Raw genomic sequence first — 21,467 nt, forward strand, 5'->3', positions numbered from 1 at the left:
TATCGGGTTTATAGGGTCAATTTATTAAAAAAATGAGGGATGTAAGAATCTTTTTTGCTGAGGATAAAAACCAAGTGGTCATTTCTAGCGTAAGTCCCATTATAAAACCTAAGAAATTTTAGAAAACTAAAACCTGCGCAGGTAAGTTTCATAAACTTTTGAACTAAAAATTAGAATTACGGTTTGCGAGAGCAAAATCGTGATTTTTTAACTCAAAGCTATAACTATGAAAAACTTACATGATGAAAAAGAAGTGCTGCAAGAGGAACGCAGTATTCTTACCGCTCCATTGCAACGCCGTTCATTTCTGCAATTTGCAGGTGCTGGTGCAGCAGGCGTCGCTTTGATCGCCGCAGGATGTAAAAAAGATAGATCCATGATCGATGATGGTGGGATCAAAGGGGGAGTCACGCTCGATTTCAAAGACGATATAGGTGTATTAAATTATGCTTATGCATTGGAACAACTAGAAGCCGCATTTTATATTCAGGTGGCTGCCACTCCATATGCGAACATCAGTGCTCCTGAACTTGCCTATTTTAAAGACATACAATTTCATGAAATTGCCCACCGTGAATTTTTCAAAAATGCACTGGGTCCGGCTGCAATCGGCGGACTGGAAGTTGACTTCTCAAAAATCAACTTTGCGGACAGAACCAGTGTACTGGGGACTGCAAAAGCATTCGAAGATTTAGGGGTTTCTGCTTATAATGGCGCTGGGAAATTATTGAAAAGTACCGTTTACCTAACACTGGCAGGCAAAATTGTTTCTGTGGAAGCGCGTCATGCGGCTTACATCAGAGAGCTGATCTCGCCAAACTCCTTCTCTAACGTAGAAGTAGTAGATGCCGTCATGGGGCTGGACAAATCCCGTGATCCAAAAGCGGTACTGGCCATTGCTGGTGGATTTGTGAAAACAAAAATCAACGTCATTAATTTATAGTCTTAACCTGGAAATCATGAATATCGTCGATATATTAGAAGAAATTGAAAAAGTAGATGGAGAGGTGTATGAACGCTTTAGTCCACGTAGAACTGCAATGAAGGAGTTTTTCAATGTAGGAAAGAAAATAAGTCTGGCTGCGGTGCCATTGGCCCTCGGTTCCATGTTTAACAAAGCCTACGGACAAAGTACCTTGCCTGCAAATGTAAAAGCAGTATTGCAATTTGCCCTAACCTTAGAACATTTTGAAGCCGCCTTTTATGTACAGGCATTGAAAACAACAGGTGGTGCGGATTTCTCCGGATCGAAACAAATGGCCTTAGATAAAGCGGCTATTGAGATCATCAGTGCCCATGAAACGGCGCATGTTAACTTTTTAAAAGGAGTAATCGGGGCAGATGCAGTTGCTGCCAAAGCCAGTTATGACTGGACGGCAAGTGGTGCTTTTCCAAATCCATTTGCATCGGGTAATTACGGGATTTTTCTTGCCGTTGCCCAGGCCCTGGAAGATACCGGAGTTCGTGCTTACAAAGGACAGGCGCCAGCCTTAGTTGGACAGGGTGGTGTGCTGGAAGCAGCATTGAATATTCATTCTGTGGAAGCTCGTCATGCCGCCAAAATCCGTTACATGCGTGCACAAAACGGCTTTAACATTAAACCATGGATTACCGGTGGAAATGATAGTGGTGTTGCGAATGCTGCAGCAGTATATGCCGGAGAAGAAAATGTGCTTCAGGCAGGTATTACGATTACTGGAATTAACGGAGCCGCAATTACGGCGAATGCTGCTACAGAATCATTTGATGAGCCATTAACTACACAACAAGTATTAGATATTGTGAAATTATTCGGAGTTTCTTAAAAAACAGGGGATTTGTTTAGGTTTAAGTTGGGGAAGAGGATGTATTCTCTTCCCTTTTTTCTTATCTGCCAATATCAATTTAGTAATTGATTACCTGCTCTTCCAGGTGATCCGGAAGGTCGCGGTAATTGTACTGCTGACCGCGAAGCTGAGGCTCGAAACCTGCTTCTCTGATGGCATCCTGAATTCCTTTCGCGGTGAAACGGTGTGGAGCACCAGCGGCAGAAACTACATTCTCCTCAATCATAATCGATCCAAAATCATTGGCACCTGCATGTAAACATAGCTCAGCTACGTTCTTACCTACGGTAAGCCAGGAAGCCTGAATATTTTTAATGTTAGGCAGCATAATTCTACTCAAAGCAAGCATTCTGATATACTCATCTCCGGAAACATTATTGCTGATCCCTCTTAATCTTTTCAATAAAGTACCATCATCCTGGAAAGGCCATGGAATAAAGGCAAGGAAACCTTTGGCATCTGCCGGTTTTTCGCTCTGTACTTCCCTGATCCAAACTAAATGTTCGAAACGTTCTTCAATAGTTTCTACATGACCAAACATCATGGTCGCCGAAGTCGTAATGTCCAGTTGATGTGCTGCACGCATCACATCTAACCATTCTTTACCGCCACATTTACCTTTAGAAATCAGCCTTCTTACGCGGTCGTTCAGGATTTCTGCACCTGCACCTGGCAGGGAATCCATACCGGCTTCTTTCAAAGCGCTCAATACTTCCGTATGGGAAATTCCTTCCAGTTTCGCCACATGGGCAATTTCCGGCGGACCTAAAGCATGCAGCTTTAGATCAGGATATAATTCTTTTAACTTTCTAAACAGATCAGCATAAAATTTCAGTCCCAGGTCCGGGTGGTGGCCACCCTGCAACAACAACTGATCTCCGCCTAATCTGAAAGTTTCTTCAATTTTAACTTTATAAGTTTCAATGTCAGTGATATAGCTTTCGTCGTGTCCTGGTCTTCTAAAGAAGTTACAGAACTTACAATTGGCAATACATACATTGGTCGTATTTACATTACGGTCTATCTGCCAGGTAACTTTCCCACTCGGTACTTGTTTTTTCCTCAGTTCATTGGCCACATAGGCCAGTTCGGCAGTTGACGCATGGTGATACAGAAAAACGCCTTCTTCTTGTGTAAGAAAGTCGAATTTTAGCGCCCTATGCAATAAATCGGCTGTATTCATACCGCAAATATACCATAAGTTCCTTTCTTTTTATTTCACATTATTATCACATTTCCCTTTTGCATTATTCCTATCTTTGGCTGATTATTTTTAATATATATGGTAGATTTTAACCGTTTTACATTGGCCAATGGATTGCGTGTCCTGGTACACGAGGATGATACAACGCCTATGGCGGTGTTAAACATTCTATATGACGTTGGTGCAAGAGACGAAGAAGAAGATAAAACCGGCTTTGCCCATTTATTTGAACACCTGATGTTTGGTGGTTCTGTAAATATTCCTAGCTATGACGAACCTTTACAAAGGGTTGGTGGCGAAAACAATGCTTTTACGAGCAATGACATCACCAATTATTACATCACCTTGCCGGCTACAAATCTGGAAACCGCTTTCTGGTTAGAAAGTGACCGCATGCTGAGCCTTGCTTTTTCAGAGAAAAGTCTGGAAACACAGCGTAATGTGGTGTGTGAAGAGTTCAAACAAAGATATTTAAACCAACCTTACGGTGATGTATGGTTGAAGCTGAGACCGCTTGCTTATAAAGAACACCCTTACCGCTGGGCAACTATCGGACAAGACTTAAAGCAAATCGAAGATGCTAAAATGGAAGATGTGAAAGCATTTTTCAAAAAACATTACCACCCTCAAAATGCCATTATGGTAATTGGTGGAAATGTGAAAACAGAAGAAGTGAAAGCACTGGCTGAGAAATGGTTTGGGGCGATCCCTGCCGGAGAACAGACCGAAAGAAACCTTCCTGTAGAACCAGAGCAAACTATTGCCCGTGAAGAAACAGTGGTGGCAGAAGTACCATTGAACGCGATTTATATGGCTTTCCAAATGCCGGATCGTGCCGATAAAGACTATCAGGTTTATGATCTGATGTCTGATATCCTTTCACAAGGTCAATCTTCCAGGTTATACAACAGCCTGCTTAAAGAACAACAATTGTTCAGCGATATCCATGCTTACCTAACCGGAAGTATCGATAAAGGCTTGTTCATCGTGGAAGGTAAACTGGTAGAAGGTGTAACGATGGAAGCTGCTGAGGCTGCCATCTGGAAAGAGCTGAATGCCATTGCTAACGAAGAAGTGACGGTAGATGAGTTGACGAAAGTGAAAAACAAGTCGGAGTCTATCATTGTATTTGCAGAAATGAGTCTTTTAGATAAGGCTATGAACCTTGCTTATTATGAGTTATTAGGAGATGCAGAGCTGCTAAACACAGAAATCGACAGGTACCATGAAGTGACTTCATCGCGTATTTTGGAGGTGGCAAAACGCACCTTCGTTAAAGAACAGTCTTCAATTTTATACTATTTAACTGCCCAAGATGCTTAATCGTACATTAGCGCCTGAATCAAAACAGGTAGATGAAATAAATTTTATTGAACCATTAAAGCAACAGCTGGATAACGGAATTCCCGTGTTTACCATCAATGCAGGTAAACAGGAACTGGTACGTATTGAGTTTATCTTTGAAAACGTAAACTGGGATCAAACGAAACCATTACAAGCAGTAACGGTAAGTCACCTGATCAATAACGGAACAGCGAAATTAACCGCCAAAGATATTGCTGAAAAGGTAGACTATTATGGTGCTTTCCTGCAAACAGAATATGGTGCAGACCAGTCGAGCGTAAAAGTTTATACTTTAAACAAACACCTAGCCGCGGTATTACCGATCTTAAGCTCCATCCTTAATGAAAGTGTTTTCCCTCAGCAGGAGCTGGATATCTATGTGCAGAATCAAAAGCAATCCTTGCAGGTAAGCTTGCAAAAGAACGATTTCTTAGCAAGGAAGCATTTTGCACATGCCATATTCGGAGATTCCAGCTATGGATCCAATATTGATGCTTCGGATTATGAAGCGATTCAACAGGCAGATTTGCTAAGCTATTTCAAGGCAGCTTATAAACCTGAAAATTGCACCATCATTGTTGCCGGAAAGTTTGAACAGCCAGAATTTGATCTTTTAAATGGCGTTTTAGGCAAAACCTGGAACAACAATGATCAGTCTGTCGTAAACAAATTTGATTTTACCAAGGGAACAGCAGGGGAGATCCTGATTGAGAAACCAGAGGCCATACAATCGGCTATCCGTATGGGTGCATTGGCCATCACCAGAAAACACAAAGATTTTCCTGGCTTCCAGGTGATGAACTGCTTGCTGGGTGGTTATTTTGGCTCCCGTTTAATGGCCAATATCCGCGAGGATAAAGGGTATACCTATGGGATCGGATCGGCCATCGTTTCTTTAAAAGATGCTGGTTATTTCTTCATCGCAACAGAAGTAGGGGTAGATGTATGTAACAACACCTTAACTGAAATCGAAAAAGAGATTGATTTACTGAAATCAGAACTGGTATCGGAAGCAGAATTAAACCTGGTCCGTAACTACATGTTAGGTTCCATGTTGGGTAGCTTAGAGAATGCTTTTTCTCATGCTGATAAGTTCAAAAACGCCTATTTCTCTGGCCTTGATTACACTTATTACGATAACTATATCGAAACCGTGAAAACCATCACACCAGAAGATTTAAAACAACTGGCAAATCAATATTTAAATACTGCCGACTTCACCAAAGTCATCGTAGGTAAAAAATAGGAAGTTATCCTGGCTATTAAATTTTAGCCAGGATACTTTTTTGTTTATCTGCCTGGTAGAGCTTCTTACGAAAAGCAACATAATCATTGTATTTCTCTGCAGGATAGGTTTTATTCGATATGACAATCTTACGCGTATAAATTAAGGTATTGTCTTTAACAACTGAGGTAGCAGTGTACTTTCCGAACTCGGAATCAACCGTTACATCTTTAGGGATAAATTCCACTTTAAATCCTTTTGGAATGGTGTAAATCACTTCATCTTCATCCATATAGCCATATTTTACGGCAAAAGGTGTTCTTCTGTTTTCAATAACCGCAAGTGTATTCTCCACTCTGTTCAGTAAGTTCAGGGTAAGAAATAATTTATCAGCTCCTTTGGTCATTAACTGGCTGCTTTTTAATTGAATACTGGAGTTGATCACCGGTAAGGTTTTATCAGGCTGCGTATAATTTAAAGAGGTGATCTCTATATTAGGAATAGAAAAGGAATTCATGATTCTTTTACGCTGATTTATCGGCTCACTGAGCATCATCCCCAATTGATCCTCATATTGTGCATTTGCATATTTTGTATCTATCTGTATTTCTGCTGATCCTTCTTCATTCAGATTCACCTTAGTGATGCTGTGCATATAATTGTGTTCAGGCTTAAGTATCGGCGTTTCTACTAACTTTCCCCCATCTGCTGTGACCAGTAAAACTGTTCTTCCAGAATTGTTATTACCTATAAATCCTGCTGGACTGTAGTTGCTGGTGCATTCCAGCCAGGTGGTGTCTTTTGCCATGGGTACGCATAGGATCATATGGTTGGCCTGGTTCATACTCGCGTATTTACGGTTTAGTGAAGGCATTCCATTACCGATCACCACCAGATTAGATTTGATACCAGCTTCTTCCAATAACGATTTCATGTAATTGGAAAGGCCTTTACAATCGCCATAATTTACGCTGGAAACCTTTTCCGCAGATATAGGTTGAAATCCACCGATTCCAAGCTGAACACCTACATACCTTGTGTTTTCCTGCAGGTATTTATACAATAGACTTACTTTTTCCTCAGCTGATCCCGCAGTTTTTACAATATTTTGCACTTTAGCTTTTGCCGGTTCTGAAAGTACCTGACTATTTTTACTCAGCTCATACATCCAGGAGCCCAGGTTTTTCCAGTTCTCAATATTGGCTTTTGAATGGTCATATTCAAATTGATTCGGTGCAACAGTTACCCATGGATTAACTGTTTTTAATCCGGTGCTTAAAGGTTCGCTATCCAGTGCCGGGATGGACGAACATGACCATTTGTACTCCATTTTGTCTTTTACCAGTATGGAATCTGTTTTCAGGTCCTTACTGTGCAGGTATTTAAAACTTAATTCCTTTGGGATTTTAAAGGTGTAACTTGATTTTTCAACAGCCATACCAAAGCCAGCAGCAGCAAACCAGGAAGGATACGAAAGAATACCCTTATAATCTATCTCATAGCTATATTCAATGGTGTAGGGGAAAGTAGTGTGCAGAAACTCGAGGTACTTTACCCTGCTGTCCTCATACATTGAACCATTAGAAACAGCACTGCGGTCTTTGAAGTCTGCAGCCCGGTATTCTTTGATTTTTTGACCTTTAGCATCATAAAGGCTCGCCTTTAAGTTGGAAATGTTTGAAAAGTTATCATAGTATTCGACCAGATTGGAGCTTCCTTCGCCGCTCTTGTTTAAGATGGTTACCGCAGTCTTATACTGTTGTATTGCCGATCCTGGCCCTTTTACTTCATAGGTTAATTCTTCATTTCTGACCACTATACGGGCATTTTCCAAAAGCTCAACAGGAATTTTACTGATATCATAAATCCCCTGAGCATTCAGTTGCAGGCTGGCAAAACCCAGGATGGCCATGAATATTATCTTTTTCATCTTTAGATCTTTTTTAAGACTATCTGTTCTGCCTGTTTCCTGACAATATTTTTAAAAAACTCCTGGAGTCCTTTGTATTCTTCCGCAGTGTAAAAGGCTTTTTTGATGGAAATTTTACTGGTTACCTGTACCGTATTGCCTTCTGTAGCAGTTAAAAATGTAAATGAAGCACTTTCATCAGCCATATTTATTTTTTCGCTTTTAGGTAACTTATCCAGTTGATAGCCTGCCGGGAATTCAAGGTTAAAACGATAATTTTCTTCTGTAGGGTAGCCAAAATCAACCGGGAATTTTCTGTCTTCCAGCTTAAATGGGTTTTCTTTCGTTCTATCATATAAAAGTGGCGTAAAGTAAATTAAGTTTCCAGCCTCCTCTATATGGTCTTCAATTTCAACATCCATGCCCTCATTAACCGTTTCCTTCTGGTTGCTTACATTGTCAAGCTCATAGTTTTTTAGGCTCAAACCAGGATTACTGCTTTTGAAATCTTTTAGAAATGTCGCTTGGTTTACTGCCGATTGGTACTTATTCCTGAAATGCAAGCCTTCATAGTTAGAATAAGAAGCGTAACGCTTCCCGGTCAGTTTATTATCTTCGGCCAATACCAGGGAATAAGTAATTCGTTTACTACTCAAGTCAAGGGGCTCAACATCAATCCAGTCACCGTTAATTGATTCCATATCAACTTTAAAGCCTTCATGATTCAGGTTGTCGAAACCAATCAGACCCGGAACATGGTTTTTATTTACGGCGTCCAGAAATAGGTAGGTTTCTCCTTTTGGTACCGCTACAATCACGTTGTCAAATTGACTGAGCATCGGCGCCCCGGAATGTGCCCCATTACTCCGCGTACTCAGGAGCACAGGGAAAGCAGGAATACCGGCTTCTTTTAACAGGGTATACAGACTCAGGTTAATATCTGCAGAACAACCTGTTTTCTTTTCAAATACGGATTTAGGATTCGTTTCATCGGTGTAAATACTGCTTTCTTCATTCCATTTTACATTATTTTTCACATAATTAAAGAGTATCGTAGTGACCGTATCCGGATTTGTTTCGTTTTTTATCAGCTCTTGAATAAGTGTTTTTTGACTGCCTCTTTTAGCGGTAAACAGGCCGAATTTTGGTTCCTCTTTAAGGGAGGTTATGATCTTTGGCCAGGTAGTAGTGATATCCTTGTGCATTTGATCAGGAAATCGGGTGGCGCTAAGTTCAAATTGAACCTTACTGATGTAATCCTGGAGCGTGGTAATGAAAGGCTCAGCTTTCAAGGCAGGTATGTTTTCTGCAAAATAAGAATACTCATTGGCAAGTGCAGTAAGACGATCTGTACCTGACGTAAATGTTTCTGAACTTTTCACTGTAGTAGGGTTTAAGAAGATAAAACCACCACCAGTAGTTTTGTAAATGAGGTATTCCGGAATTTTAACGCGATAACCAGAGTACAGTACTGGTATATCCTTTTGGAAATACCAGGGTTTTAGCGTAAAGATGAAATCGGAGGCCACACGGTATTTGAATTCTATAATAGAGCCTTCCTTTACATTGGGTAAAGTGTATTTTTTTAAGGTGTAATTCTTGTCCTGTTTCTCTGAAAACTTGCCATCCTTATTGATCTTATATGGTACTATTTTGCCAGCTTCCATATTATAGGTCGCAGCATCCAGGCTGGTTAGTTTGCTTTCATTTCCACTTTTATTGTAAAGTTGGATTTCCAGATTTGCGAGGTCGTACCCATTTTTATTGATCACTTTGTAGCGGGTATGTCGTTCATAAACATAGATGAACCCCTTTGTTTTAGGGCTAATCTCAAACCAGCCACGGCCAATATCAAATAAAGCGATTGCCGCCGCCGCTGAATCTACGCCTGTCGGCTTAATGTCAAATTCAGTTGGGCTAACCTTTCCATATCTGAAGTTTTTGGGATCCTGACCGCTTATTTGGGCAGAGGCAGAGATTACAGTCATTAGAAAAAGACTGCATAACAGTGTTTTTAGGGTGTGCATGAGCGTTAGTTTGGTGCTACAATATAAAGCTTTATTTCCTGAAAGTGTAAATATTGCTTGGAAAGTTGTTTTTAAAATAAAACAATTATCTTAAGATTGCTTGTGGTTACTGGTAAGTTTGGTTTTTTTGTTTTGAAATTCATTTTTTAACAATTATCCAAACCATTAAATTCAAAGCGATTATTTGTTGATATTTGTGCCCAATTAAAATCTTTAAGCTAAATATGTCTCCGATTAAAATAGATGTGAACGACCTGACTTACAAAATAAATCCTGATTTGTCGACTATCGACTGGACTTACGTATGTGAGTTATTTGATAAGGTAGATTGGAGAACAAGGGTAGAAGCAGACATAGAAGCAGCCTTCAGAAGAAGCAGCTGGACCTTATTCATTTATAAGGGAGATCAGCTGATTGCTTTTGGAAGAACCATTGATGATGGCAGGTATTATGCAATCCTTGCAGATATCATTGTTGATCCGGATTTTCAGGGTAATGGACTGGGTAAATACCTGGTGAATACCTTAAATGAAAAACTAGGCGACAATTACCACTTCGTAAACCTGACTGCCGCTCCGGGCAAAGGTGATTTTTATAAAAGTCTGGGTTGGAAAAAACAGTCTACCTGTTATATCTGGCCACAAGGACCGAAACAAAAAAGATTACATACAGAACCGGATCCGGAAGAGCCTACTGCTTAGTCGTTTATTGGGGTTCAGGCTCATGATTCTGAACTGAGGCTTGCTGTTTTTAGTGATTTAAAAGAAGATGGTCTTCTTCCTGTCATCTTGAAAAAGGTGTTGCTAAAGGAGGAGATGCTATCGTAACCAACTTCATAAGCGATCTCACTTATCGTCAGATCGCTTTCCAACAACTTTTCCATCGCTTTAGTGATCCTCACCAGCTTCAGGTATTGAAAAAAAGAAATGTCTAAAGAAGCCAGAAAAACTCTGGATAAGGTACGTTCTGAAAATCCTGTGGCTGCGGCAATGGAAGCTAAGGTCAGTTCTTCTGATAAATGCTGGTGAATGTACTGTAATGCCGGTCTTAAACGCTCATTGTCGGTGGTAGGAACCACAATCGGCAGGGGATGTTTACTGATGTCCGGCAGGATGTTTTTTAAGGTATTTAAAAAGTCGTATTCAGGTGTTCCCGGCGCGATATTCCCATTCCAGTGCTCTGAATATTTGAGCATTTCCAATAACAGATTATTGACCGGGTAAATGCCAATCTGATCATAAAAAGGGGCTTGTTTTTCCGGATTCGTCGCAAAGTAAATGTTACGTACAATCGCAGAGCGATAGCGGTGTTCTAAATGGTGTGCAACCCCTGCTGGAATCCAGAGGTAATGACGCCCGGGCAGAAAGTAAGATTTGTCATTCGCGTATAAAAAAATCACCCCGCCCTCCACATAAGTCAGTTGCCCTTTTACATGTTGATGGTGACGGAACCGGTCTTCAAACTTGCTATGCCACACATAAGTACTTTGAGGATGTTCGTCTATTGCCGATAACAGGCTTTCTTTAGTGTGCTGATCCATATGGCTGGTTTGAACAAATATATGTCACTTTAGATAAAAAAAAGAAAGAATTCTTAGCCGAAATTTGTAGCATTAAATAATCTATATGAATTTTAGCTCGTATAAAAGAACATTCATGGGCTGTATGACCCTTCTTTTATCCTCTCTTTTTACCCATGCACAAGGTCCGCTGGACCCGGAAAACGCACTTTCCATCAGCCAGGTCTGGCAACTTACAGACAGTAACAGCAGGAAAATACAAATGAACAATCTGGAAGTCATGGCTTCCGAAGCAGGCATCAAAGTGGCCAGATCAGAACGACTGCCTGAAATTCAGGCAAATGGTGTGTTGGCGCATATCTTTAAAATGCCCATTTATGAAAACGGTTTGTTTCATACGCCAACACAATTTCCGGTAGAGCCTAAGTATTATAAAATATCCGGTGATGCTTACCTGAACATTTACAATGGTGGGAAAACCAACCGCGAAATTGCGGCCTCAAAGACAGAAAACGAACTGGCAATCGCGAAAAAGAACCTGAGCAAGCAGGAAATCCATTTCCTGGCTGCGGTTTATTTCTACGATGTGTACAGAAACCAGTCCTATAAAACACTGCTGCTACAAGACATAAAAGACCGTGAAAAACAACTTCATGAGATCAACGTATTGTATAAAAACGGAACTGTGCTTAAAAGTGATGTGCTCCGTGCAGAACTGCGCTTGTCGAAACAAAAAATGATGTTGACGGAAATTGAAAACAGCATCCATATCGCCGAACAGAAACTAAATATGCTGATAGGAAGAGCTGACGATACGCCTTTAAAACCCCTCATTTCTGAAACAGAAACTGATCCGGTTTTAATCAAAGGGCTTGCTAATTATCTGGCTGCGGGACAATCGAACTCTTTCAAGCTTCAGATTTCTGAACAGGAACAAAAACTCGGGGAATTGAAATTGAAACAAGTGAAGTCTGATATCCTGCCATCGGTGGGTTTATTCGGAGAATATATGATGGCCTATCCGCAGATCCAGTTTTACCCTTATGCATTGGCCCCATATCGTAATGGGATGGCTGGGATTAAACTGAAAATCCCTGTTTCTGCACTTTACACCAATAAACATAAGGTGAAAGTAGCCGAGATCAAACTGCATCAGCAGGAAGTGGAAGATGAAGCGGTGAAAGACAATATCCGCCAGGAAGTACAGGAAAATTATATCCGTTATACAGAATCTTTGAAACGTATCGAAGTGGCGAATGAAAACATTAAGCAAGCTGCGGAAAGTTATCGTATCGTACAGAATACTTATTTCAACCAGTTGTCTTTGTTGACGGATCTGCTGGATGCCGAAACCCAACTTTTACAATCTCGATTTGAACTGACAACTGCAAAAGTAAATGCCAAAATACAATACTATCAATTAGAAAAAGCTGTAGGAAACCTATAAAATGAGCACGCAAACACAAAATAAAACAGATAAAAGAATTTCAGTAGTCACGACAATCGTTGCCGCTATAGTTATGGTGGTATTGTTGATTTGGGGAGGCCGTACGGTTTTTACCTATTTACGCTTCGAAGAAACCAATGATGCGCAGGTGGAAGAATATATCAATCCGGTTACCGCGAGGGTAAACGGCTATATCAAAACGGTGCGTTATATCGAAAATCAGGAAGTGAAAAAGGGGGATACCCTGGTGGTCATTGATGACAGCGATTATACCGTACAACAAGACGAAGCGGCTGCTTCACTGTCTAATGCAAAAGCACAGGTTTCTGTATTGCAAAGCAATATCCTGACAGCTGGTACAGTTGCAGGTGCCAGTAAAGCAAAGATTGGTGCAGCCAAAGCAAAGTTGTGGAAGCAACAGGCAGATTACGACCGCTATAAAAAACTATTTGAAGCAGAATCTGCAACACGTCAGCAATTAGAAAGTATGCAAAGCATGCTGGAAGTGGCACAAGCAGAATATGCAGCGGCACAGGAAGACTATGCAGCGGCAATTTCTAAAACCAACGACATTAAAGCGCAGTCAGAAGTGCTCGTTTCTGAAATCCAACGCAGAGATGCGGTGTTGAAAAGAAACCATTTGAATACCTCTTACACGGTGATTTTAGCCCCTTATAACGGAAAAATGGGTAGGAGAACCATTCAACCCGGACAATTGGTACAAAGCGGACAAACCATCGCTTATATCGTAGATAGAGATGCAGGAAAATGGGTGATTGCGAATTTTAAAGAAACGCAGATTGGAAAGATGTATGTTGGAGAACCTGTAAATATTGAAGTGGATGCTTTTCCCGGCCAATCATTTTCAGGAAAGATAGAGTCGCTTTCAGCGGCCACCGGTTCCAGGTTTTCTTTATTGCCTCCCGACAATGCAACGGGTAATTTCGTGAAAATCGCACAGCGTATTCCGGTAAGAATCCGTTTGGAAGGTGCTACAGCAGCATTAACCAATCTAAACGCAGGAATGAGTGCAACGGTTCACATTAAAAAAGACCATGAGTAAAGCGCTGCCCATTTTTAAATCCCGGACTCCGGAATGGCTCATCAGAACAAGTATTCTGCTATTGCTGTTGTCCTCGGTGTTACTATTCGCCTTATCCACAGCTGATGGAACTGCTGCGGCCGGGTATTATGGTATGGAACCTGCTGATGTACAATTCTCGCTTTTGCTGTTTTATGCTGCGGTAGCTAGTTTTGCAGGCGTAGAACGTCGTTTCTTTGAGCGGATCATTACCAAAGACTACCTCCTGATTTGTATTGTCCTTGAAATTCTGATCGCTTATTTCTGTTACCATACCCGAGAAATCTGGCTGGTGTTTACCTTTAGATTTTTACAGGGTATTGTCAATTGCGGGATTACCAGTATTTGCCTGACGCTATTGTTCGGAAGATTAAAATCTGAACATTCCAGAGAAGTAGGGTACACCATCTTTTATGGGATGATTCTTTGCGTATCCCCGGTTACCGCATTATTTGCTGCCCCGATAGTAGAGAACTTTGAATACAATGTTTTATATAAAGCGATCATTTTTTGCTTTATGCCAAGCGCAGCCTTGTTGTTCTTTATTTTAAACAGGGTCCATCTGACCCGTAAAAAGCCTTTATACCAATTGGATTGGGCAAGTTTTTTACTGTTTGCAGTGATGCTCATCCTCATTGCTTATGTGTTGATTTATGGCCAGCAAAAAGACTGGCTGGAAGACCGGAGTATCGTTTACAGTATCTTCGCGATCATTATGCTGTTTGTACTCTCTATCCTGCGACAAAAAGCTTCGAAGCGTCCTACGGTAAATCTTTCAGTGTTTAAGTATCGTAATTTTAGCATAGGAATTATTTTTCTCCTGATCTTATACCTGATTCGTGGTGCTTTTACCCTAACCAGCACTTACTTTATCACGGTATTGGGCATGGATTCTTTACATGCAAACGAGCTCATGATTTTCAATATTCTGGGAATCATTACAGGCTCTTGTGTTGCCATTCGCTTTTTAATCTGGCAAAAGTTGCTGCGGATATTGTGGATCACCGGATTTGCCTTGTTAATGGTGTTTTTTACGGTGATGTGCTTCTTATTTGCGACAGAAGCTGATGCCGAAACGTTTATCCTTCCGCTTTTCTTGCAGGGTTTAGGCGCAGGGATGGTCATGTCGCCAATTGTGATGTTTATCGTGTCTGCTGTTCCGGCTCAATTGGGGCAATCTGCGGCCTCTGTAGGTATATTTGTGCGTTTTTCCGCTTTTAGTCTGAGTCTGGCGCTGATGAATTATTTCCAGCTTTACTTTAAAGGGAGCCATAATAATGACATGAGAAGCGGCTTGTCACTATTGGATTTAGGTATTTCAGAGCGGTTAACCGGCTATCAGACGGCTTTATCCAGCCATGGGATGTTAAAAGATGAAGCGGCAAAAGTAGCCGTTGGATTGTTAAATAAGGCGGTACAAAAACAAGCATTCTTACAGTTTTGCGTCAACTATTATGAAATGATCGCTGCACTTTGCTTGTTCTCGATTGTGCTGATTGCCCTTCAACCGGTCATCAGTAAAACAATGATCAATTTAAAGGGCAAACGGCCGGCAGCAGCAGGATTTTAAGGAAAATCCTGCTTTTACCTCCGGGTAAATCTTATCTGATTAACTGATAAGACCTGCTTTTATTTCTTCATAAATCCTGGTGCTTTCCAGGACAGGAAGGTCCAGGACTTTTCCGTAATCGATAATGGCACCTGCAAATAATTCCAGTTCCGTGTTTTCCTTTTTAGCCTGAATATCCAGCTGCAAAGAGGTAGGAGTAGTATAGGGGAAAGTCGCCGCCTTTTGAAAAGTATTGGCAATGATCTCTGCCGGAATACTGATATTTTTCTTTGTGGCAATCGCCTTGATTTCCTCCATAATCATGGTTGCTCTTTCACGGAGTTCCGGCAGTTCATTGATTTGCCCGATGGATTGATTATACCTGGCAGAAACCAGTCCGAAACTGGCAATGAAGAAGAATTTGGTCCAGATGTCCGGAAAAGCATCCGTTTTATACAAGATGTCAATACCCGCTGATTTCATTAAACCTACCAGGTTCTGCGCATCATAATCCGGATTTTGGGGATCATTGCCGACCACTATTTTACCCGCGTTTCCTTTATGTTCTACTGTTCCTTTTTCTTTAATATGAGAAGCTACATAAACACAGGCAGGAAGTACAATACCAGTTGTAATGACCTTGCGGATTCTTTCATAAATATCTACCCCATTCATTAAGGGTAAAATCACGGTATTTGCTTTGATCTTGTCTTTTAAGGCCAGACAAACCTTCTCGAGGTCGTACTCCTTGACACAAATGAGGATGACATCAGGAGCAGGGACATCGGCAAAGTCCGCATAGATTTCCGCAGGATGGGCTATCGGATTTTCATGCTCCGGAGATATCAGCCTGAGTCCGTTTTGCTTTACGATTTCATAGGTCTCTCCTCTGGCAACAAAAGAGATATTTAGTTCTTCGGGAGTTGAATAGCATTGTGCGAGTTTAAATCCGAAGTAACCCCCAACTCCTCCGAGCCCGATTACTGTTAGTTTTTTTATAGTTGTTTTCATGTATAGGATAGAAAAATATCTGTGCAAATTAATCAGATTAATACTCCATAGCTGTTTATTTATGTCAAATGATTTATACTTTTGAAAAAAATACACCTATCTATGAACTATTTATTCTTCTTGTTGATACCAGGGCTGTTTACCTTCAGTCAGGCCAGCGCACAGCAAGTTCAAATCCCTCAAAGTACCGAAAGCAGCTCGTTCTCTATTGGTAAAACAGATAAGATTAAATCGAATATATTAGGAGAAAGCAGAACACTTAATATTTATCTGCCGGAAGGTTATCATCCTGATTCCGCAAAAACTTACCCTGTAATTTACCTGCTGGATGGTTCTGCAAACGAAGATTTTATACATGTTGCCGGACTGGTTCAGTTTTTAACGATGACAGAAACTATGCCTGCGACGATTGTTGTTGGAATCGGAAATATAGATCGAAAAAGGGATTTTACCTTTCCGACTACTAATGCAAAAGATAAAAAAGACTACCCTACAACCGGACAATCCGAAAAGTTCATCCGTTTCATCGGAAAAGAGCTTCAACCTTACATCGCGAAAAACTATAAAACGAATGGGATTAAAACCCTGTCAGGTCAGAGTTTAGGTGCTTTGCTGGCTACGGAAGTGCTGCTAAAAGCGCCATCATTGTTCAATCAGTACCTGATCGTGAGTCCGAGTTTATGGTGGGATGACGAATCTTTGTTGGCTAAAGCACCGGAGTTATTGAAAACTTTACCTGCGCAAAAGATCAAAGTTTATGTGGCGGTAGGTAAAGAAGGAGCAGTAATGGAAGGTGATGCTAAAAAGCTGTCCGAAATCTTAAAAACCACCAATTTAGAAGTTCATTTTGCATTTTTCCCGGAAGGAAATCATGCGAATGTATTACACCATGCACTTTACAAAGGCTTTGAGCTTTTCAATCCTAAAAAATAATTTCCTATGAAGACGCCTATACTTACATCCAGTCTTTCTTTAGATCAGCTGACTTTAGCTGATGCGCCATTTTTGCTGGAATTGGTCAATACGCCAGGCTGGAAGCAATTTATTGGCGAAAGGAATGTACATGGTTTACAGGATGCCCTGGTTTATACCCAAAAAATCATAGACAACCCGGATGTAACCTATTTTGTGGTGAAGCTGAATACCTCAAAAACCCGGGTAGGGATGTTGAGTCTGATCAAAAGAGACTACTTACCGGACCATGATATCGGCTTTGCCTTTCTTCCTGCTTATAACGGAAAAGGCTATGCCTATGAAGCAGCATCAGCCTTGCTGAAAGATCCTGCAATCCTGGCAGCACATTCCCGGATCCTGGCCACTAGTTTAACGGACAATGTGCGCTCCATCCGGCTTTTGGAGAAATTAGGGATGGTATTTGAAAAAGAAATCACTAATGAAGGGGAGATGCTCCGGTTATATGGCTTAACACTGGATCAGCGCTTTAAATAAGCCATGCCTTTGGAAGCAGGCAATGTGTCTTTAAACCCAAATTTTTCATATAAAAAGCTGGCATCACCATCTGCAATTAAGCTGATGTAGCAGGAAACCGGCAATTCATCATTGATAAATTCCATGAGTTTTTCCATGATAGATTTGCCTATTCCTTTACCCTGATATTCCGGCAACACACACATGTCTGTGATCTGACAATGACAACCGCCATCACCGGTAATTCTGCCCATTCCAATGTGTTTACCACCTTGCTCCGGATCGGAAACCAAAACTTCACATATCGAGTTTATCGTTATAAAGGTAAAATCCACCAATTTGCTTATCGCTTTGTGAGGTGTTCCGAAACCGCAACCGAACTCACGCAACTGGTCTTCGTTCGCTTATGGAAATATAAGCATACCGTAGATGCGACTAAGGATTTCAATGCTTTTTTGTTAACCATCACCAGAAATCTGGTGTATAAGGAATTTCAGCGGAAAGCAAAAGCGAATGCTTATGAAAATGAACTCGCAAATCAGGAACATATTTATGATCCTGTGGCTAGTTTTATGGACTTACAAGATTACCGTAATCTGGCCGAAAAGGCAATGGAAAGTCTAGCCCCACAAAGTAAAAAAGTTTTTAAACTCAGCAGGGAGGAAGGAGCCAGTTATGAACGGATTTCTAATGAACTGAACATTTCAAAAATACCGTCCACAGTCACATGGCAAAATCATTGAGCCATATCCGACAATATTTCAAAATTCATACCCCGGAAACCGTCTTGGTCTGGATGTTTTTTGCTCTGGTTCTTGTTTTCTGGAGCGCTTATTATTTCTGGTTTAACTAATGGTTAATTTGAATAATAGCCATAATTAGTCTTTACATTTTCCGGTTTTAGTTTTGTTACTGTTTTGCTTTTGTTTTGCTCAGGCAAAACAGGAGCAAAACAAAAGCAAAATAAGAGCAAAACAATAGCAAAACAGATAGCGGTTTTTATACGGTTAAAACACCCCTGAAAACCGGAGAAATTCAGGGGTGTTTTCTGTTTTTTATGGTCAGTCATTTTCTTCATGGTTGGAAAATGGAAACACTCCCTTCTTTTAGAGAAGAAATGAGTGTTTCTGTAAACGGTTTTATATCTCCTGTTAGGAAAAATGTAAAATATTTCATGGTCGACTAGACATTTGCCTTCCGGGCGGGATATATACTTGTAGACAGGCAGAGATTTCTCTTGTTATATACGTATTGAATATGCAGGTTTTAACTTAAGCCCGGATAATGAAGTAAATGGTCTTACTTGCAGTGGTGTAGGTTATGGCACTACTTTAGATCATATCGAAGTGAATTATGGTAGAGATGATTCTTTTGAGTTTTTCGGTGGATCAGTTAATGCTTCTTATTTAATTTCAAAAGCTGCTGCTGATGATAACTTTGATTTTGACAATGGTTACAATGGAGAGATCAATTTTGCAGTAGCAATTGCTGATAAAAACTCTACCCATAGCCAAAGCAGTGGAAGTTCAGATTCAAACGGTATCGAATCTGATAACAATTCACCAACTGAGCAAGGTGGTTCTTATACACTAACACCAAAAACACATCCCATACTTTCTAACTTTACCATTGTAGGTACTTCAACTAGTGATGCTATCAGGACCTCATGGCGATTTTTTTAATAGGTTAATCCGGAAAAATCAGAGTTTATACTTTTAGATTATTTTTTAATAGCATAAGTTTTAAGATAAATTCCTTAGTATTGTTTTCCAATTTTCTTAAATTGCTTATCAATCAGGATTAACGTTATACATGTCGAATTTTAAGGTAGTCAGCGAAACGCAACTTCTCGGAATGATAAAGGAAGGGAATTACGCTGCTTTTGATGAAATGTATAGCCGACACTGGAGCGCGCTTTATGGAATGGCCTATAATATCCTGAGAGATCATGAGAGTAGTAAAGATATTGTTCAAGACATTTTTATCTGGTTTTGGGAACACCGCGAACAATGGGTTTTAACTTCCTGTAAAGGTTACCTGCTGACTGCCGTAAGGTTTAAAACCGCCAATTACATCCGTGCAAATAAGGCCAGAGCAGAATTTTATAAAGGTAATTTCGATCAGACGATTGCCGCTATGGATGAGTCTTTGTTGCTGGAAGCTAAAGAATTAGAATCATTTATTCACCAGGTTACTGCCGAACTCCCTGAGCGCTGCCGGGAAATTTTTTCTATGAGCCGCTTTCAACAGCTTTCTAATAAAGAGATCGCTGATCAGTTAAACATTTCTGAGAAAACAGTAGAAGGCCATATCACCACGGCACTCAGGAAACTGAGAGAAAAACTACGAAACGGCAGCTTTATTTTGTTTTTATTTCATTGATAATCAATAAATTGCAAATTTATTCAAAATCATACAAGGGATAAGTCCTCTTCAAGTGCTTTACATTTAATTAGCCTAAAATGTAATGCAAAAAGAAGAAATCATTAGCATCGCCACTAAAGTCTCCGAAGGAACCGCAACGAGAGCAGAAATGGCAGCTTATATCTACCACCTGGATCAGGTTATCACGGAACATCCGGACTGGGAAAACCTGGAAGCGGAAGAACGGGAGCAAATCGGATTTGAGATGAGATTCTATATCCGTGAAGAAATACAGGGTGTTAAACCAATTATTGTCCAGCCTTCCCGTTCTATCTGGCCACGTATTGCGGTGGCAGCTTCCATTCTTATGGTTTGTTTTGCAGGATTCTGGATTTACCAGAAGCAGCAGGATAACTATGAAAACCGATTCCTGGCCAACGACCTTAATCCCGGTAAACATACTGCGATATTAACACTTGCCAATGGCAAGAAAATTAACCTGTCTGATCAGCTGAATGGCGAGCTGGCAAAAGAGGCAGGGATCAAAATTTCTAAAACAGCGGATGGCCAGTTGCTTTATGAGCTTCAGCCTGCATCAACTACCGGAAAATTCAATACTCCGGTTTATCATACACTTACTACTACGAATGGAGAAACCTATCAGCTGCGTTTGCCAGATGGGACCTTCGTTGTGCTTAACGCCGCTTCAAGTCTGACCTTTGCAACTGCCCCGGATGAGCGCGGAGCACGCAGGGTTAGCCTGAGCGGTGAAGGGTACTTCGAAGTTTTTAAAGATAAAAAGCACCCCTTTTATGTGAAATCGGGTACGCAGGAGCTAAAAGTACTGGGTACCCATTTTAACATCAACAGTTATAAAGATGATGGAAGCATAAAAACAACGCTGGTAGAAGGATTAATTGGGCTGTCGGCCCTTGCCGGAAATACTCAGGAAAATACAACAGAGAAAGTCACGATAGTGAAACCCGATCAGGAAGCCATTTTTAATGGTAAAGATTTCAAACTGAAGGAAGTCGATCCCGAATTGGCCCTGGCCTGGAAAAATGGAATGTTTGTCTTTCCCGACGAACGTTTAGAACTGATTATGAAACAAATTTCGCGATGGTACAATGTTAAAGTCGAATATGAGGATGAAGCTTTGAAAGACATTGCCATTGGCGGATCTATATCGCGTTTCAGCAAACTGTCTAAAGTGCTGAGCAAATTGGAATTAACCGGACTTGCGAAGTTTAAACTGGAAGCTGATAAAATAATTGTGCTTAAATAAACCGCTTGCTGCTCTAAATGGCTGCGAGTAATAAATAAACCTAAACCAACCAACTATGACAGTTCATCAAAAAGACTCCTAATCTTTCTGTAAAAGGCAGCATGCTGCTTTAACAGTGATCAATCAGTTTATAAAGAAATCTTGCAGAAATAAGAAAAGGACTCCGGGTAGTGACCGGAGCCCTGAATACTGATTAATCAAAAAATATTGCGTGTAACAAATTTCAAGAAATTAAACAGTTTCCAAAT

20 protein-coding genes are annotated in these 21,467 nt (G+C 40.6%); 14 read left to right on the top strand and 6 right to left on the bottom strand.

Annotated features, from left to right (window positions below; genetic code table 11):
- Nucleotides 1-226: 226 nt before the first annotated feature.
- Both OQX61_RS12955 and OQX61_RS12960 read left to right on the top strand, forming a co-directional pair.
- Complete coding sequence (locus OQX61_RS12955) at nucleotides 227-943, top strand: ferritin-like domain-containing protein (RefSeq protein ID WP_265842126.1); 717 nt, start codon at nucleotides 227-229, stop codon at nucleotides 941-943.
- 16 nt (nucleotides 944-959) lie between these two features.
- Nucleotides 960-1,805, top strand: coding sequence for a ferritin-like domain-containing protein (locus tag OQX61_RS12960; protein WP_265842127.1), 846 nt, complete (start codon nucleotides 960-962; stop codon nucleotides 1,803-1,805).
- A 79-nt stretch (nucleotides 1,806-1,884) separates the two neighbouring features.
- On the opposite strand, the gene mqnC is transcribed toward OQX61_RS12960, so the two are convergent.
- On the bottom strand, nucleotides 1,885-3,009 hold the full coding sequence (gene mqnC, locus OQX61_RS12965) for a cyclic dehypoxanthinyl futalosine synthase (RefSeq protein WP_265842128.1): 1,125 nt from the start codon (nucleotides 3,007-3,009) through the stop codon (nucleotides 1,885-1,887).
- A 99-nt stretch (nucleotides 3,010-3,108) separates the two neighbouring features.
- Between mqnC and OQX61_RS12970 the strand changes: the two genes are divergently transcribed.
- Both OQX61_RS12970 and OQX61_RS12975 read left to right on the top strand, forming a co-directional pair.
- A complete protein-coding gene (locus OQX61_RS12970) occupies nucleotides 3,109-4,353 on the top strand; it encodes a pitrilysin family protein (protein ID WP_265842129.1) in 1,245 nt (414 codons plus the stop codon).
- Entirely contained in the window at nucleotides 4,346-5,620 is a 1,275-nt protein-coding gene (locus tag OQX61_RS12975) for a pitrilysin family protein (RefSeq protein ID WP_265842130.1), read from the top strand. The genes OQX61_RS12970 and OQX61_RS12975 overlap by 8 nt, the downstream gene beginning before the upstream one ends.
- 16 nt (nucleotides 5,621-5,636) lie before the next feature.
- On the opposite strand, the gene OQX61_RS12980 is transcribed toward OQX61_RS12975, so the two are convergent.
- Nucleotides 5,637-7,529 carry a DUF3857 domain-containing protein gene (locus OQX61_RS12980; protein WP_265842131.1) on the bottom strand — a complete coding sequence of 631 codons (1,893 nt, stop codon included), beginning with the start codon at nucleotides 7,527-7,529 and terminating at the stop codon, nucleotides 5,637-5,639.
- A gap of 2 nt (nucleotides 7,530-7,531) precedes the next feature.
- Nucleotides 7,532-9,535, bottom strand: a complete 2,004-nt coding sequence (locus OQX61_RS12985; RefSeq protein ID WP_265842132.1) for a DUF3857 domain-containing protein — start codon at nucleotides 9,533-9,535, stop codon at nucleotides 7,532-7,534.
- A gap of 224 nt (nucleotides 9,536-9,759) precedes the next feature.
- On the opposite strand from OQX61_RS12985, the gene OQX61_RS12990 reads away from it, so the two are divergent.
- A complete protein-coding gene (locus tag OQX61_RS12990; RefSeq protein ID WP_187664603.1) occupies nucleotides 9,760-10,236 on the top strand; it encodes a GNAT family N-acetyltransferase in 477 nt (158 codons plus the stop codon).
- A 20-nt stretch (nucleotides 10,237-10,256) separates the two neighbouring features.
- On the opposite strand, the gene OQX61_RS12995 is transcribed toward OQX61_RS12990, so the two are convergent.
- On the bottom strand, nucleotides 10,257-11,075 hold the full coding sequence (locus OQX61_RS12995) for an AraC family transcriptional regulator (RefSeq protein ID WP_265842133.1): 819 nt from the start codon (nucleotides 11,073-11,075) through the stop codon (nucleotides 10,257-10,259).
- A gap of 85 nt (nucleotides 11,076-11,160) precedes the next feature.
- Between OQX61_RS12995 and OQX61_RS13000 the strand changes: the two genes are divergently transcribed.
- Genes OQX61_RS13000 through OQX61_RS13010 form a run of 3 tightly spaced genes read left to right on the top strand, consistent with a single transcriptional unit; the run spans nucleotide 11,161 to nucleotide 15,152 of the window.
- Nucleotides 11,161-12,501, top strand: coding sequence for a TolC family protein (locus tag OQX61_RS13000; RefSeq protein WP_265842134.1), 1,341 nt, complete (start codon nucleotides 11,161-11,163; stop codon nucleotides 12,499-12,501).
- Between the two features lies 1 nt (nucleotide 12,502).
- Nucleotides 12,503-13,564: an HlyD family secretion protein gene (locus tag OQX61_RS13005; protein WP_265842135.1), complete on the top strand. Its 1,062-nt coding sequence runs from the start codon at nucleotides 12,503-12,505 to the stop codon at nucleotides 13,562-13,564.
- A complete protein-coding gene (locus OQX61_RS13010; RefSeq protein WP_265842136.1) occupies nucleotides 13,557-15,152 on the top strand; it encodes an MFS transporter in 1,596 nt (531 codons plus the stop codon). Before OQX61_RS13005 ends, OQX61_RS13010 begins: the two co-directional genes overlap by 8 nt.
- Before the next feature lie 39 nt (nucleotides 15,153-15,191).
- Here OQX61_RS13010 and OQX61_RS13015 read toward each other — a convergent pair whose 3' ends face one another.
- Nucleotides 15,192-16,142 (bottom strand): 2-dehydropantoate 2-reductase, encoded by a 951-nt coding sequence (locus tag OQX61_RS13015; protein ID WP_265842137.1) that lies wholly within the window; start codon nucleotides 16,140-16,142, stop codon nucleotides 15,192-15,194.
- A gap of 102 nt (nucleotides 16,143-16,244) precedes the next feature.
- Between OQX61_RS13015 and OQX61_RS13020 the strand changes: the two genes are divergently transcribed.
- Nucleotides 16,245-17,075, top strand: coding sequence for an alpha/beta hydrolase-fold protein (locus OQX61_RS13020; RefSeq protein WP_265842138.1), 831 nt, complete (start codon nucleotides 16,245-16,247; stop codon nucleotides 17,073-17,075).
- Between the two features lie 6 nt (nucleotides 17,076-17,081).
- Complete coding sequence (locus OQX61_RS13025; RefSeq protein WP_265842139.1) at nucleotides 17,082-17,591, top strand: GNAT family N-acetyltransferase; 510 nt, start codon at nucleotides 17,082-17,084, stop codon at nucleotides 17,589-17,591.
- On the opposite strand, the gene OQX61_RS13030 is transcribed toward OQX61_RS13025, so the two are convergent.
- A complete protein-coding gene (locus tag OQX61_RS13030; protein ID WP_265842140.1) occupies nucleotides 17,576-17,905 on the bottom strand; it encodes a GNAT family N-acetyltransferase in 330 nt (109 codons plus the stop codon). The two genes, OQX61_RS13025 and OQX61_RS13030, sit on opposite strands and share 16 nt — an antisense overlap.
- On the opposite strand from OQX61_RS13030, the gene OQX61_RS13035 reads away from it, so the two are divergent.
- The 4 genes from OQX61_RS13035 to OQX61_RS13050 all read left to right on the top strand — a co-directional run bounded on the left by OQX61_RS13035 (nucleotide 17,792) and on the right by OQX61_RS13050 (nucleotide 21,219).
- Entirely contained in the window at nucleotides 17,792-18,313 is a 522-nt protein-coding gene (locus OQX61_RS13035) for a sigma-70 family RNA polymerase sigma factor (RefSeq protein ID WP_265842141.1), read from the top strand. The genes OQX61_RS13030 and OQX61_RS13035 overlap by 114 nt on opposite strands.
- Nucleotides 18,314-18,916: 603 nt before the next feature.
- Nucleotides 18,917-19,252, top strand: a complete 336-nt coding sequence (locus tag OQX61_RS13040; RefSeq protein ID WP_265842142.1) for a hypothetical protein — start codon at nucleotides 18,917-18,919, stop codon at nucleotides 19,250-19,252.
- A gap of 130 nt (nucleotides 19,253-19,382) precedes the next feature.
- Nucleotides 19,383-19,952, top strand: a complete 570-nt coding sequence (locus OQX61_RS13045) for an RNA polymerase sigma-70 factor (protein WP_265842143.1) — start codon at nucleotides 19,383-19,385, stop codon at nucleotides 19,950-19,952.
- An 85-nt stretch (nucleotides 19,953-20,037) separates the two neighbouring features.
- Nucleotides 20,038-21,219 (top strand): FecR domain-containing protein, encoded by a 1,182-nt coding sequence (locus OQX61_RS13050; protein WP_265842144.1) that lies wholly within the window; start codon nucleotides 20,038-20,040, stop codon nucleotides 21,217-21,219.
- Nucleotides 21,220-21,467: the final 248 nt, after the last annotated feature.

This window comes from Pedobacter sp. PLR (assembly GCF_026239675.1).
In the GTDB taxonomy this organism is placed as follows: Bacteria; Bacteroidota; Bacteroidia; order Sphingobacteriales; family Sphingobacteriaceae; genus Pedobacter.

Excerpts from the sequence above, each read along its gene's own strand:
- OQX61_RS13050 (WP_265842144.1), top strand. The coding sequence starts at position 20,038 with ATGCAAAAAGAAGAAATCATTAGCATCGCCACTAAAGTCTCCGAAGGA.
- OQX61_RS12960 (WP_265842127.1), top strand. The coding sequence starts at position 960 with ATGAATATCGTCGATATATTAGAAGAAATTGAAAAAGTAGATGGAGAG.
- OQX61_RS13045 (WP_265842143.1), top strand. The coding sequence starts at position 19,383 with ATGTCGAATTTTAAGGTAGTCAGCGAAACGCAACTTCTCGGAATGATA.
- OQX61_RS12980 (WP_265842131.1), bottom strand. The coding sequence starts at position 7,529 with ATGAAAAAGATAATATTCATGGCCATCCTGGGTTTTGCCAGCCTGCAA.
- OQX61_RS12990 (WP_187664603.1), top strand. The coding sequence starts at position 9,760 with ATGTCTCCGATTAAAATAGATGTGAACGACCTGACTTACAAAATAAAT.
- OQX61_RS13000 (WP_265842134.1), top strand. The coding sequence starts at position 11,161 with ATGAATTTTAGCTCGTATAAAAGAACATTCATGGGCTGTATGACCCTT.
- OQX61_RS12970 (WP_265842129.1), top strand. The coding sequence starts at position 3,109 with ATGGTAGATTTTAACCGTTTTACATTGGCCAATGGATTGCGTGTCCTG.
- OQX61_RS13015 (WP_265842137.1), bottom strand. The coding sequence starts at position 16,142 with ATGAAAACAACTATAAAAAAACTAACAGTAATCGGGCTCGGAGGAGTT.
- OQX61_RS12985 (WP_265842132.1), bottom strand. The coding sequence starts at position 9,535 with ATGCACACCCTAAAAACACTGTTATGCAGTCTTTTTCTAATGACTGTA.
- OQX61_RS13010 (WP_265842136.1), top strand. The coding sequence starts at position 13,557 with ATGAGTAAAGCGCTGCCCATTTTTAAATCCCGGACTCCGGAATGGCTC.
- mqnC (WP_265842128.1), bottom strand. The coding sequence starts at position 3,009 with ATGAATACAGCCGATTTATTGCATAGGGCGCTAAAATTCGACTTTCTT.
- OQX61_RS13025 (WP_265842139.1), top strand. The coding sequence starts at position 17,082 with ATGAAGACGCCTATACTTACATCCAGTCTTTCTTTAGATCAGCTGACT.
- OQX61_RS12955 (WP_265842126.1), top strand. The coding sequence starts at position 227 with ATGAAAAACTTACATGATGAAAAAGAAGTGCTGCAAGAGGAACGCAGT.
- OQX61_RS12995 (WP_265842133.1), bottom strand. The coding sequence starts at position 11,075 with ATGGATCAGCACACTAAAGAAAGCCTGTTATCGGCAATAGACGAACAT.
- OQX61_RS13035 (WP_265842141.1), top strand. The coding sequence starts at position 17,792 with ATGACAACCGCCATCACCGGTAATTCTGCCCATTCCAATGTGTTTACC.
- OQX61_RS13020 (WP_265842138.1), top strand. The coding sequence starts at position 16,245 with ATGAACTATTTATTCTTCTTGTTGATACCAGGGCTGTTTACCTTCAGT.
- OQX61_RS12975 (WP_265842130.1), top strand. The coding sequence starts at position 4,346 with ATGCTTAATCGTACATTAGCGCCTGAATCAAAACAGGTAGATGAAATA.
- OQX61_RS13005 (WP_265842135.1), top strand. The coding sequence starts at position 12,503 with ATGAGCACGCAAACACAAAATAAAACAGATAAAAGAATTTCAGTAGTC.